General features: G+C 71.0%; 11 protein-coding genes. 7 read left to right on the forward strand and 4 right to left on the reverse strand.

All coding sequences use genetic code 11. The features are described from left to right. Positions 1 to 14: 14 nt before the first annotated feature. The 3 genes from ACZ5WK_RS38340 to ACZ5WK_RS38350 all read right to left on the reverse strand — a co-directional run bounded on the left by ACZ5WK_RS38340 (position 15) and on the right by ACZ5WK_RS38350 (position 2729). Positions 15 to 1049: an alanine racemase gene (locus tag ACZ5WK_RS38340; protein WP_465554883.1), complete on the reverse strand. Its 1035-nt coding sequence runs from the start codon at positions 1047 to 1049 to the stop codon at positions 15 to 17. A 46-nt stretch (positions 1050 to 1095) separates the two neighbouring features. Then, the gene (locus ACZ5WK_RS38345) at positions 1096 to 2214 is read right to left on the reverse strand and encodes a lipid II:glycine glycyltransferase FemX (protein ID WP_396324337.1); all 1119 of its coding nucleotides are present in this window, start codon (positions 2212 to 2214) and stop codon (positions 1096 to 1098) included. A gap of 218 nt (positions 2215 to 2432) precedes the next feature. Further along, positions 2433 to 2729 carry a hypothetical protein gene (locus ACZ5WK_RS38350; protein ID WP_465554886.1) on the reverse strand — a complete coding sequence of 99 codons (297 nt, stop codon included), beginning with the start codon at positions 2727 to 2729 and terminating at the stop codon, positions 2433 to 2435. Positions 2730 to 3028: 299 nt separating this feature from the next. On the opposite strand from ACZ5WK_RS38350, the gene rpsF reads away from it, so the two are divergent. The 4 genes from rpsF (at position 3029) to rplI (ending at position 4801) form a co-directional block, all read left to right on the forward strand. Further along, the gene (gene rpsF / locus ACZ5WK_RS38355) at positions 3029 to 3319 is read left to right on the forward strand and encodes a 30S ribosomal protein S6 (protein WP_148643846.1); all 291 of its coding nucleotides are present in this window, start codon (positions 3029 to 3031) and stop codon (positions 3317 to 3319) included. A 96-nt stretch (positions 3320 to 3415) separates the two neighbouring features. Then, entirely contained in the window at positions 3416 to 4021 is a 606-nt protein-coding gene (locus ACZ5WK_RS38360) for a single-stranded DNA-binding protein (protein ID WP_396324335.1), read from the forward strand. Between the two features lie 79 nt (positions 4022 to 4100). Next, entirely contained in the window at positions 4101 to 4337 is a 237-nt protein-coding gene (gene rpsR, locus ACZ5WK_RS38365; protein ID WP_030304537.1) for a 30S ribosomal protein S18, read from the forward strand. Positions 4338 to 4354: 17 nt separating this feature from the next. After that, positions 4355 to 4801 carry a 50S ribosomal protein L9 gene (gene rplI, locus ACZ5WK_RS38370; protein WP_465554888.1) on the forward strand — a complete coding sequence of 149 codons (447 nt, stop codon included), beginning with the start codon at positions 4355 to 4357 and terminating at the stop codon, positions 4799 to 4801. A 152-nt stretch (positions 4802 to 4953) separates the two neighbouring features. On the opposite strand, the gene ACZ5WK_RS38375 is transcribed toward rplI, so the two are convergent. Next, positions 4954 to 6282, reverse strand: a complete 1329-nt coding sequence (locus tag ACZ5WK_RS38375) for an MATE family efflux transporter (protein ID WP_465554890.1) — start codon at positions 6280 to 6282, stop codon at positions 4954 to 4956. 597 nt (positions 6283 to 6879) lie between these two features. Between ACZ5WK_RS38375 and dnaB the strand changes: the two genes are divergently transcribed. From dnaB to ACZ5WK_RS38390, 3 genes are all read left to right on the forward strand, one after another. After that, the gene (gene dnaB / locus ACZ5WK_RS38380; protein ID WP_465554904.1) at positions 6880 to 8370 is read left to right on the forward strand and encodes a replicative DNA helicase; all 1491 of its coding nucleotides are present in this window, start codon (positions 6880 to 6882) and stop codon (positions 8368 to 8370) included. Between the two features lie 224 nt (positions 8371 to 8594). Continuing rightward, positions 8595 to 9764, forward strand: coding sequence for a serine hydrolase domain-containing protein (locus ACZ5WK_RS38385; RefSeq protein WP_465554893.1), 1170 nt, complete (start codon positions 8595 to 8597; stop codon positions 9762 to 9764). A 149-nt stretch (positions 9765 to 9913) separates the two neighbouring features. Beyond that, complete coding sequence (locus ACZ5WK_RS38390) at positions 9914 to 11590, forward strand: hypothetical protein (protein WP_465554895.1); 1677 nt, start codon at positions 9914 to 9916, stop codon at positions 11588 to 11590. Positions 11591 to 11723 lie beyond the last annotated feature (133 nt).

Raw genomic sequence — 11723 nt, forward strand, 5'->3', positions numbered from 1 at the left:
CGGCCGGGCGGGTCCTAGCGGTCCACCACGCGGTCGAAGTGCGTGGTGGTGTGCCGGACCTGCAGGGTCAGCTCGTCGCCGACCGCCGGCGGCTTGGTCTCGTTGTCCAGCAGGAGCAGCGAGACCTGCATGTGCGGCGGCTCGGCGAACCAGAGCTGCTTGCCGGCCCAGTTGAACGGCGACTTGGTCTTGTTGACCGTCGCCAGGCCGGCCCGGGCGATCCCCTTGGCCCGCGAGGACATGCCCTGCACGTACTTGGGCGCCTCCAGCCCGATGCCGTGCGCGGTGCCGCCGGCGACCACCAGCAGGTGGCCGTCGGTCGGCGCCGGGTGCTGGCGGTAGCCGTAGCGGTCGCCCTTCGCCACCGGGGTGACGTCCAGCACCGTCGCCCGGACCTCCAGCGCGCCGTGGTCGCCGAGCCAGAGCCGGGTGCCGATCCGGGCCCGGAAGACGGTGTCCGGGTAGCGCCGGCCCAGCTCCTCCATGCCCGCCGCGCCGAGGTGGCTGACGAAGACGGTGTGCACCGGCACCCCGGCGGCCCGGGCGGTGTCCACCCAGTAGGCGACCTCGTCCACGGGGGAGGAGCCGTCCGGCCGGTCCATCGGCAGGTGCAGCGCCAGGCCCTCGAAGGAGACGCCGTCCAGCTCGGCGGCGACCACCGGCAGGTCGGCCGCGCTCACGCCGTGCCGGCGCATGGTGGTCATGCACTCCAGCACCACCCGGGAGCCGCGCAGCGCACGCAGCCCGTCCAGGCTCGCCACCGTCCGGATCACCCGGGCGTGCGGCAGCGGCAGCACCTCCTCGCCGACCCGGTACGGGGTGAGGACCAGCAGCTCGCCGCCGTACCAGTCGGCCGCGTCGGCCGCCTCGTACGCGGTGCCGACGGCCAGCACACCGGTGCCGAGGAGGGTCGCCTCCTCGGCCAGCCGGTGGTTGCCCAGGCCGTAGCCGTTGCCCTTCGCCACCGGCACCAGGCCGGGGAACTCGGCCAGGACGGAGCGCTGGTGGGTGCGCCAGCGTTCGGTGTCGAGGTAGAGCGACAGCGTCATCGGGTCATCTCCCAGGGGGTGTTGGGCACGGCGGGGCGCAGGCTGCTCAGCGGCGCGACATGTAGAGGTCGAGCGCCTTGTGCAGCAGCTTGTTGAGCGGGAAGTCCCACTCGCCGAGGTACTCGGCGGCCTGGCCGCCGGTGCCGACCTTGAACTGGATCAGGCCGAACAGGTGGTCGTCCTCGTCCAGGGTGTCGCTGATGCCGCGCAGGTCGTACACGCCGCCGCCGAGCGCGTACGAGTCGCGCATCATCCGCCACTGGATCGCGTTGGAGGGCTTGACCTCGCGCTTGTGGTTGGCCGAGGCGCCGTAGGAGTACCAGACGTGCTCGCCGACCACCAGCATCGTGGTCGCGGCCAGCGGCTCGCCCTCGTGGTAGGCGATGTAGAGCCGCATGCGGTTCGGGTCCTCGGCGGTGAGCGCCTTCCACATCCGCTGGAAGTAGGCCAGCGGACGCGGGGTGAAGCGGTCGCGCTCGGCGGTCACCAGGTACAGCTGGTGGAAGATCGGCAGCTCGTCGTAGCCGCCCTGGACCACCTCGACGCCGCTCTTCTCGGCCTTCTTGATGTTGCGGCGCCAGAGCTGGTTGAAGCCCTTCTGGATGTCGTCCAGCGAGCGGTTGGCCAGCGGCACCTGGAAGACGTAGCGCGGCTGGACGTCGCCGAAGCCGGCGCCGCCGTCCTCGCCCTGCAGCCAGCCGGCCTTGCGCAGCCGGTCGGCCACCTCGAAGGCGCGCGGCTCGTACCAGTCGGCCTCGATGTCGCGCAGGCGCTTGGCCTGCTTGCCGGCGATGGCCTCCTTGATGGTCGGCGCGTTCCAGCGGCGGATGACCACCGGCGGGCCCATCTTCACGGAGAACGCGCCCTGCGACTTCAGGTGCGCCAGCATCGGGGAGAGCCAGCGGTCGAGGTCGCGGTCGAACCAGTCGATGACCGGTCCCTCGGGCAGGTACGCCAGGTAGCGCTTGACCTTCGGCAGCTGGCGGTAGAGCACCAGGCCGGCGCCGACGATCTGGTTGGAGTCGTCGATCCAGCCGATCGACTCCGAGCGCCATTCGGCCTTCACATCCCCCCAGGACGGCACCTGCATGTGGCTCGCCGAGGCGCGGCTCCTGATGAAGGCGAGGTGCTCCTCGCGGGTGATCGTCCTCAGGCGCAGGCTCATGCTCGGTGCTCCTCGTCGGTCGGGCTCGGTGGGGGCCCCAGGTTCTCGGGGGTGACTTTATCGCCCGGGGCCCGCTCGGCTGCGGGCGCGGCGGCGCCCCCGTCGGGTACCTGTCTCCATCAGGTAGGTACGCGACGGGGGCGCCGAGGGTTCCTTGTGGGGCGGACGGGGCCGTTTCTGTCGGGCAGGTCGGGCCGGTGGACCGGCCGGTGGGAGGGTCAGCCCAGGAATCCGCCGCGGGCGATACCGAGGTAGAGGCCCCACGCGGAGGCGACGACGGTGATCATGAGGACGAAGCGCTCGGCCGTGGTGACGGAGACGAACTGCCCCCAGAGGCCGGTGACGACGCCGAAGAGCCCCGTCCACGAGCTCACTGCGTGGAGGCCGTGGAAGAACGAGGTCGCGAAGGCCAGCACGCCCAGCACGGCCGTGATGCCGACCAGGGTGTTCTCGCGGGGGTGCCGGTGGCCGTCGGTGTTCAGGGTGAGCGGGAGCCCGTGGATGGTCAGGGCCATGAGTCCTACCTCCTGGCGAGGAGACGAACGAGCAGGAAACCCGTTCCGTCCAGATTGCGGCGGTTGGGTGGGGATCACAACCCCTATGCGTTTTGTTCGTCCGTCCGAGTGCAGGTAGGCTGTGCCGTCTGCACTGGTGTAGTTGTGCCCCCTTGCGCCCTCTTCCGGGTCGGCGGGGCTCGACTGTCGGACCCGGCCGCTACGGTGGCCGGTGTCGTCACTACTCCGGTGCCGACGCTGCACAACCCTCCTGCCACGGAGAGACCGTGGCCGCTGAGTCCAAAGGAGGTGGGTTACTCATGCGTCACTACGAGCTGATGGTCATCCTCGACCCCTCGGTTGAGGAGCGCGCTGTCGCCCCCCTGATCGAGAACTTCCTCACCGTCGTCCGCAACGGCGGCGGCAAGGTGGAGAAGGTCGACACCTGGGGCCGTCGCCGTCTGGCTTACGAGATCAACAAGCAGTCCGAGGGCATCTACTCGGTCATCGACCTCAAGGCCACGCCTGAGGTCGTCAAGGAGCTCGACCGCCAGCTTGGCCTGAGCGAGTCGGTTCTGCGGACCAAGGTCCTGCGCCCGGACACCCACTGAGCCACCTCTGAGGCCCTCGGGCCTCGGGTAGCTCGCGTCCGCTGTTTCACGTGAAACAGCGGTGAACGGAACTCTTCCGGAGAGGTCATCACCACCATGGCAGGCGAGACCGTCATCACCCTCGTCGGCAATCTCGTCGACGACCCCGAGCTGCGCTTCACCCCGTCGGGTGCGGCGGTCGCGAAGTTCCGCATCGCGTCCACCCCCCGCACCTTCGACCGTCAGACGAACGAGTGGAAGGACGGCGAGAGCCTCTTCCTCACGTGCAACGTCTGGCGGCAGCCGGCGGAGAACGTGGCCGAGTCGCTGCAGCGCGGCATGCGCGTCATCGTGCAGGGCCGACTGCGCCAGCGGTCTTACGAGACCAAGGAAGGCGAGAAGCGGACGGTCTTCGAGGTCGAGGTCGACGAGGTGGGCCCGAGCCTGCGTTCGGCGACCGCGAAGGTCACCCGGGCCAACCGGTCCGGCGCTCCCGGTGGCGGCGGCTTCGGCGGCGGCCAGCAGGGCGGCGGCCAGGGCGGCGGTAACTGGGGCGGCGGTGGCGGCCAGCAGGGCGGCGGCTGGGGTGGAAACTCCGGCGGCGGCCAGTCCGGCCCGTCCGACGACCCGTGGGCGTCCAGCGCTCCCTCTGGTGGCAACCAGGGCGGCGGCAGCTGGGGCGCCCCGTCCGGTGGCGGCTTCTCGGAAGAGCCCCCGTTCTAAGAGCTGACAGATTTCGTGCGGCCCGGCGGCCGGCGTCGTGAGACGCCTGCCGGGCCGTGAACCCCAAATGGAGCACACAATGGCGAAGCCGCCTGCTCGCAAGCCGAAGAAGAAGGTTTGCGTCTTCTGCAAGGACAAGGTCAACTACGTTGACTACAAGGACACGAACCTGCTGCGGAAGTTCATCTCCGACCGTGGCAAGATCCGTGCCCGCCGGGTCACCGGCAACTGCACCCAGCACCAGCGTGACGTCGCCACGGCCGTGAAGAACAGCCGTGAGATGGCGCTGCTGCCCTACACCAGCACCGCGCGCTAAGAGAGGGTGACCAAGTAATGAAGATCATCCTCACGCACGAGGTGCCGGGTCTCGGCTCCGCCGGCGAGGTCGTCGAGGTCAAGGACGGCTACGGTCGCAACTTCCTGGTCCCGCGTGGCTTCGCCATCCGCTGGACCAAGGGCGGCCAGAAGGACGTCGACGCCATCCGTCGCGCCCGCAAGATCCACGAGATCCAGACCCTCGACGCCGCCAACGAGGTCAAGGGCAAGCTGGAGGGCGTCCAGGTCAAGCTGGCCGTCCGTTCGGGTGAGGCCGGCCGTCTGTTCGGCTCGGTCACCCAGGCCGACGTCGTCGAGGCCATCAAGGCCGCCGGCGGTCCGGCTGTGGACAAGCGCGCCGTCGCGATCGCCTCGCCGATCAAGACCGTGGGCACCCACAAGGTCTCGGTCAAGCTGCACGCCGACGTCCAGGCCAACCTCGACGTCGCCGTCGTCGCTGCCTGAGCTCCGTAGCAGTGGCCTGAGGGCCGGTCTCCCCTTCCGGGGGAGGCCGGCCCTCGGTCGTTCCCGCCGCGCGCCGGGGCTCCGGGCGCTCCCGGGCTCCGCGCGCTCCCGGGGCCCGGGCCCGCTCCCGGGGCTCGGGCCGGCTCCCGGTGTCAGGCCCGCACCGCGCCGGTGACCAGCCACTTGCCGCCGCGGGCCCGCCAGGCCAGGAAGCCGCCGCGGACCAGCATGAACAGGTTCATCGCCCACCAGAGCCCGGCCAGCCCCGCGCCGGTGGCCGGGACGGCGAAGGCCACCGGGGCGAAGACGGCCAGCGTGGCCAGCATCGCCCAGGCCAGATAGGTGCCGTCCCCGGCGCCCATCAGCACACCGTCCAGCACGAAGACCAGGCCGGCGACCGGCTGGCAGAGCGCGAGCAGCAGCAGGACGGTGTTCAGCTGCGCCTGCACCGCCGGATCCGGGGTGAAGAGCGGGACGTACAGCGGCCGGGCGGCCACCACCAGCAGGCCGAGCACCAGGCCGGAGCCGACGCCCCACTCGATCATCCGACGGGTGGCCGCCTTGGCCCCGGGGGCGTCCTCGGCGCCCAGGTACCGGCCGATGATGGCCTGGCCGGCGATGGCGATGGCGTCCAGCGCGAAGGCGATGAAGAGGAACACCGTCATGGCGATCTGGTGCGCCGCGATCTCGTCGTCACCGAGCCCCGCGGCCACCGCGGTGGCGATCATCAGGATGGCGCGCAGGCTCAGCGTGCGGACCATCAGCGGCCCGCCGGCCCGGGCACAGGCGCGGATGCCGGCCGCGTCCGGCCGCAGCGAGGCACGCTCCCGGCGGGCCCCGCGCACCACCACGACCAGGTAGGCGGCGGCCATCCCGGTCTGGGCCAGGACCGTGCCCCAGGCCGAGCCGGCCACGCCGAGCCCGGCGCCGTAGACCAGGCCGGCGTTCAGGGCGACGTTGGCGGCGAAGCCCGCGATGGCGACCAGGAGCGGGGTCCGGGTGTCCTGGAGCCCGCGCAGCACGCCGGTGGCGGCCATCACCATCAGGATCGCCGGGATGCCGAGCGCGCTGATCCGCAGATACGTCACGGCGTACGGCGCGGCGGTGGCCGAGGCGCCCAGGATGTCGGCGACCCAGGGCGCCAGCAGCAGGGTGAGGACGACCACGCCGGCCGAGAGTGCCAGGGCGAGCCAGATGCCGTCGATGCCCTGCTGGACGGCGGCCCGGCGGTCGCCGGCCCCGATCCGGCGGGCGACCGCGGCGGTGGTGGCGTAGGCGAGGAAGACGAAGACCCCGGTGGCGGTGGTGAGCGCGGCCGAGGCGACGCCGACACCGGCCAGCTGCGAGGTGCCGAGGTGGCCCACGATGGCCGAGTCGGCCATCAGGAACAGCGGCTCGGCGACCAGGGCGCCGAAGGCCGGGACGGCGAGGGCGAGGATCTCCCGGTCGTGCCGGCGGCGGTCGGTGGTGGGGGCGGTCATGCGGTCAAGGCTACTCATCCACAGGTAATGAGCACCAGCCGGTTTGAGGTGTTACTCGAAATCCTGAGCGACGGCTCCGGCGCGGGATGTGTCCACGGCCACGCGGCTGTGTGTGAAGTATTTCTCATGCACAGCCCCGGGAAGAGGTAGTTGCAGGTCAGCTGGTTGACGGTGGATCGATGGTCGGGTTATCCACAGGGCTTTCCACAGGGGCGTCCACAGGTTTGCGGCACTTCTCCACAGCCTCGGGCCGCTCATCCACACCCCCTGTGGATAACCGCCTTGGCTGAAGCCCTCCCGGCGCCTTAGCGTGGGCTCTCCGTCCGACACTCCCACCCGCCACCGGCGTCCGATTTGTCGGTGCGGTGGCGTAGAAATGCGGTGGCGCAGTACCAGGAGCGCGGCTCCGCTCCACCCAGCCACCGGCAAGGCCCGCTCCAACTCGCACCACTCGCTGATCGGGGAACACGCGTGACCGGCCCCCAGTACGACGACCACGACGCCCCGCCGCCGGAGGACGACTGGCCCACCGCCGACGACCCCTTTCCCGCCGGAGCCTTCGCCGACGCGCCGTTCCCGGAGGGCCCGGGCGACCGGCTGCCGGTCTCGCGCGGGCGCGGCGGCAACGGTCAGGGCTCGGGCGGCGGGTTCCAGAAGGGCGGCCAGGGCGGGGGCTTCCAGAAGGGCGGCAAGGGCTCCGGAGGCTCCCAGCGCGACGGCAAGTGGCGCCAGGGCGAGGACGACCGCTCCGAGGGCGTCGACGGCTTCGAGCGGGTCCCCCCGCAGGACCTCGCCGCCGAGCAGTCCGTCCTCGGCGGCATGCTGCTCTCCAAGGACGCCATCGCCGACGTCGTCGAGGTGCTCAAGCCGGCCGACTACTACCGGCCCGCCCACGAGCTGATCCACGGCGCGATCCTCGACCTCTACGCCCGCGGCGAGCCGGCCGACCCGATCACCGTGGCCGGCGAGCTGACCAAGCGCGGCGAGCTCACCCGCGTCGGCGGCCCCGGCTACCTGCACACCCTGGTCAACTCCGTCCCGACCGCCGCCAACGCCGAGTACTACGCCGAGATCGTCCACGAGCGCGCGGTGCTGCGCCGGCTGGTCGAGGCCGGCACCCGGATCGCCGGCATGGGCTACGCGGCCGAGGGCGACGTCGACGAGATCGTCAACGCGGCCCAGGCGGAGATCTACGCCGTCACCGAGCAGCGCACCAACGAGGACTACGCACCGCTCGCCGACATCATGGAGGGCGCCCTCGACGAGATCGAGGCGATCGGCTCCCGCAACGGCCAGATGTCCGGCGTCCCGACCGGCTTCGCCGACTTCGACCAGCTGACCAACGGCCTGCACCCCGGCCAGATGATCGTCATCGCCGCCCGACCGGCCATGGGCAAGTCCACCCTGGCGCTGGACTTCGCGCGCGCCTGCTCGATCCACAACAAGCTGCCGAGCGTGATCTTCTCGCTCGAAATGGGGCGCAACGAGATCGCCATGCGTCTGCTCTCCGCCGAGGCCCGGGTGGCGCTGCACCACATGCGCTCCGGGAACATGACGGACGACGACTGGACGCGGGTCGCCCGCCGGATGCCGGACGTCAGCGAGGCGCCGCTGTTCATCGACGACTCGCCGAACCTGTCGATGATGGAGATCCGCGCCAAGTGCCGCCGGCTCAAGCAGCGCAACGACATCAAGCTGGTCGTCATCGACTACCTCCAGCTGATGCAGTCCGGCGGCTCCCGCCGGGCCGAGAACCGTCAGCAGGAGGTCTCCGACATGTCGCGAAACCTGAAGCTGCTGGCCAAGGAGCTGGAGGTGCCGGTGATCGCGCTCTCCCAGCTGAACCGTGGTCCCGAACAGCGAACCGACAAGCGGCCGATGGTCTCCGACCTGCGTGAGTCCGGCTCGATCGAGCAGGACGCCGACATGGTCATCCTGCTCCACCGTGAGGACGCCTACGAGAAGGAGTCCCCGCGCGCGGGCGAGGCCGACCTGATCGTCGCCAAGCACCGAAACGGTCCGACGGCCACGATCACCGTGGCCTTCCAGGGCCACTACTCGCGGTTCGTCGACATGACGAGGGACTGACCGGGGCGAGGGGCTGACCGGGGCGAGGGCTGGGGTGGCCGGCCGGGACGACGGGCCCGGCCGCGGCCGCCGCGGCCGGGGAGCCGGCCCTGCCTACAGCTGGGTGGGTGGTGGGATCACCACCTGCGTCCGGGGGGTAGCCGGATCGTCCGGGCCGGTGCATCCGGACATGCTGGGGACGCCACATACCGCTGGTTTCCCCACCATTCCGTAGGAGTTGGCTCGTGCGTGAGCAGACATGGCAACGGCTTCGTTCCTCCCGCCGGCAGCCGGGCGGCCGGCGCAGAGCGGTCCGGGCCGCGGCCGCGGTGGCCGTGGGCGTCATGACGACGGGTGTCCTGATGCCGCCCGCGGCGTCCGCCGCCGCCAGGCCGGACACCGTCCAGCAGGGCCTGAGCGCGCTGGTGCGGCCCGATGGTCCGCCCGCCGCCCTGGCGAGCGTCAGGACCCGTGAGGGCCGTACCCGTAGCTACACCGCAGGGGTGGGCGACGTGGCCACCGGCTCGAAGGTACCCAAGGACGGGCAGGTGCGGATCGGGAGCAACACCAAGACGTTCACCGCCGTGGTCGTGCTGCAACTGGTCGGCGAGGGGAGGATCGGCCTCGATGCCACCGTCGACACCTATCTGCCCGGCCTCGTCCGCGGGGAGGGGATCGACGGGAGCCGCATCACCGTCCGTCAGCTCCTCCAGCACACCAGCGGGCTCCCCAACTACAGCGACTACCTCGGCGACGAGGTCCGGTACTTCGAGCCCCGCGAGCTCCTCGGCACCGCTCTCCGGCACAAGGCCGACTTCGATGCCGGGAAGGGCTGGAAGTACAGCAACACGAACTACGTGCTGGCCGGCCTGATCGTCCAGGAGGTCACCAGGCGGCCCCTCGCCGAGGAGATCGACCGGCGCATCATCAGGCACCTCGGGCTGCGCCACACCTACTTCCCCGCGCCCGGTGACGCGACGATCCGCGAACCCCATCCCAAGGGCTACGACCGGGAATCAGCGGGCGCGCCCCTGCGCGACGTCACGGAGACCGACCCCTCCTGGGGCTGGGCGGCAGGTCAGCTGATCTCCACCGACTCCGACCTCAACCGGTTCTTCGGCGCGCTCCTGGGCGGCGATCTGCTCGCGGACGCCCAGCTCGCCCAGATGCGCACCACCGTCCCCGCCGAGAGCACCTTCGGCCCCGGCGCCCGCTACGGACTGGGGCTGGTGAGCAAGCCGCTGCCGTGCGACGACGGCGTCTACTGGGGCCACGGCGGCAGCTTCCCGGGGTACGAGACCCGGGGCGGCGCCACCGACGACGGCCGCGCCGCCAACATCGCGGTGACCACCCAGCTGACCGACGAGGCCCGGGCGCGTGTCGACAAGGTGGTGGAGACCGCCCTGTGCCGCTGAGCCGCAGCTCTCGGGGGCGGCGCGGGGGAGCCGGCACCCCCTTCGAGGCCCTTCACGCGGCAGGGAAATCGGCTTTCTTCCGTACCCGGGCCCTCTGTACTCTGTGCGAGCCTTATTTGATGATCATTCAATAATTCTTGGGGGGTACGGTGCCTCGTCACCGTCATATCGTCATCGCGGCCGCCGTGGCGGCCGGCGTCGCCGTCGTTCCGGGCCTGGCCCAGGCGGCCGACTCGCCCGCTCCCGCCACCGGTACCCACGGCGCGAGCACCACGCCGGTGAACAAGGTCTCCAGCCCGGCGTTCACCACCGCCAGCAGCCCGGTCGGGTCCACGGTCAAGCAGCTGCGCAAGGCCGCGCCGAACGCCCAGAACGCGCCCGGTGCGCAGGAGGGCGCGGCCGCCCCGGCCGCCAACCCGAACCTGGGGACCGGCGTGACCGTGACGGGCACCAGCGCCTACGGCGTCAGCCTGACGGCCGACGTGGTCAGCGACCCCGTTGCGGTCACCGTCATGATCTCCTGGGGCGACGGCACCGCGACCGAGGTCTACACCACCGGCACCAGCAAGGTCGAGCGCACGCACACCTACGCGAAGCTCGGTGTGTACGACGTGAAGGTGAATCTGTCCACCGTCGACGCCACCGCGTCCAACGGCGTCACCATCGCGACCCCCGGCTCGGCCTACACCCCGTACGGCCCGACCCGTCTGCTGGACACCCGTGACGGTACCGGCGCGCCCGCCGCCAAGGTGGGGAACGACCAGCTGGTCCGGGTGAAGATCGCCGGCAACGGCGGGATCCCGGCCGGGGTCACCGCGGTGGCGCTCAACGTCACGGTCACCGAGCCGGGCGGCGCCGGCCACATCATCGCCTACCCGGACGGCGCCACCCGGCCGACCACCTCGAACGTCAACTACACCGAGGGCCAGACCGTCCCCAATCTGGTCATCGTCCCGGTCGGTGCCGACGGCTACGTCGACCTGTACAACCGCGGCACGGCCCCGGTGCACCTGATCGCCGACGTCGCGGGCTACTTCAGCCACACCGCGGCCGCGGGCTACACCGGGGTCTCCCCCACCCGCCTCGTCGACACCCGGGAGGGCCTCGGCACCGCCCGCGGCCAGGTCGCCGGCTGGACGTCGTTCCCGGTGCAGGTCCGGGGCGCCGCCGGGGTCCCGGCCGGGGCCAAGGCCGTGGCGCTCAACGTCACCGTGACCGACCCGCAGACCGACGGTCACCTGACCGTCTACCCGGGCGCCCAGTCGGCACCGACCGCGTCCAACCTGAACTTCCGCGCCGGCCAGACCATCGCCAACTCGGTGATCGTGCCGATCGGCGCGGACGGCCGGATCCAGGTGCTCAACGCCGCGCCGGGCTCGTCCGACGTGATCGTGGACGTGGTCGGCTACTACGGCGACGACAGCAAGAGCGCCTACCTGCCGGTCCTCCCGACCCGTCTGCTGGACACCCGCGAGGACTCCTGGGGCGCCGGCCCGCTGCCCGGGCAGAACTACATCTACATGCCGCTGTCGGACGGGCTCCCGCAGTTCACCGGCTTCGTGCTCAACAGCACGGTGACCAACACCAAGGACGCGGGCCACCTGACGGTCTTCCCGGACCCGAACACCGTGGCCCAGTACGACAACGACACGGCGATCCTGCCCGTCAAGCCGAACACCTCCACACTGAACTGGAAGGCCGGGGACACCGTGCCCAACCTGGTCCAGGCGAACCCCGGTGCCAACGGCATCGTCGACTTCTGGAACGCCAGCGGCGGTGGCATCGACCTGGTCGTGGACATGTTCGGGGTCTACCAGAACAACTGATCGCGACGCGGGACCCGTGAAGCCCCCCGGGGCGGCCGCGTGGGTTCTACTGATCCCCGCAACACCCTGGAGTTCAGGGGTTGCGGGGATCATGGATTTTGAGGCGCTGAAGACGAGGTTCTTCGAGGCGTTG

The organism is Kitasatospora sp. NPDC032757, from assembly GCF_055579305.1.

What these genes read in the sequence shown, in the direction of transcription:
- ACZ5WK_RS38345 (WP_396324337.1), bottom strand. Translation starts at nt 2,214, where the DNA reads ATGAGCCTGCGCCTGAGGACGATCACCCGCGAGGAGCACCTCGCCTTC.
- rplI (WP_465554888.1), top strand. Translation starts at nt 4,355, where the DNA reads ATGAAGATCATCCTCACGCACGAGGTGCCGGGTCTCGGCTCCGCCGGC.
- ACZ5WK_RS38375 (WP_465554890.1), bottom strand. Translation starts at nt 6,282, where the DNA reads ATGACCGCCCCCACCACCGACCGCCGCCGGCACGACCGGGAGATCCTC.
- ACZ5WK_RS38340 (WP_465554883.1), bottom strand. Translation starts at nt 1,049, where the DNA reads ATGACGCTGTCGCTCTACCTCGACACCGAACGCTGGCGCACCCACCAG.
- rpsR (WP_030304537.1), top strand. Translation starts at nt 4,101, where the DNA reads ATGGCGAAGCCGCCTGCTCGCAAGCCGAAGAAGAAGGTTTGCGTCTTC.
- rpsF (WP_148643846.1), top strand. Translation starts at nt 3,029, where the DNA reads ATGCGTCACTACGAGCTGATGGTCATCCTCGACCCCTCGGTTGAGGAG.
- ACZ5WK_RS38350 (WP_465554886.1), bottom strand. Translation starts at nt 2,729, where the DNA reads ATGGCCCTGACCATCCACGGGCTCCCGCTCACCCTGAACACCGACGGC.
- ACZ5WK_RS38360 (WP_396324335.1), top strand. Translation starts at nt 3,416, where the DNA reads ATGGCAGGCGAGACCGTCATCACCCTCGTCGGCAATCTCGTCGACGAC.